Annotated in this window: 1 protein-coding gene; it reads left to right on the top strand. The window is 42.3% G+C overall.

Annotation, left to right across the window (positions count from 1 at the left end; genetic code table 11):
• Positions 1 to 215 (top strand): hypothetical protein (locus AC5590_RS16285; RefSeq protein ID WP_211178792.1); only part of this gene is annotated, 215 nt, incomplete at both ends.

The raw sequence follows: 215 nt of genomic DNA, 5'->3' as shown, positions 1-215 counted from the left end.
GATTCAAACGTCGCCGTGCCAAACTCGAACCCAATACTTGGCAGCAATTAAAGCAGCGAGGAAAAAAAGCTGGTTTGACTCCTTCAGCCATATTACTTGCTGCTTTTACTGAAGTTTTAACAGTGTGGAGCAAAAATCCTCGCTTTACTATCAATCTCACTGTATTTGAACGTCTTCCCCTCCATCCCCAAGTCAATCAAATTATCGGGGATTTT

This window comes from Brasilonema octagenarum UFV-OR1 (assembly GCF_963888615.1).
Classification (GTDB): Bacteria; Cyanobacteriota; Cyanobacteriia; order Cyanobacteriales; family Nostocaceae; genus Brasilonema; species Brasilonema sennae.
The sequence above is the reverse complement of the archived record's forward strand: the minus strand, read 5'-3'. Positions and strand labels throughout refer to the sequence as shown.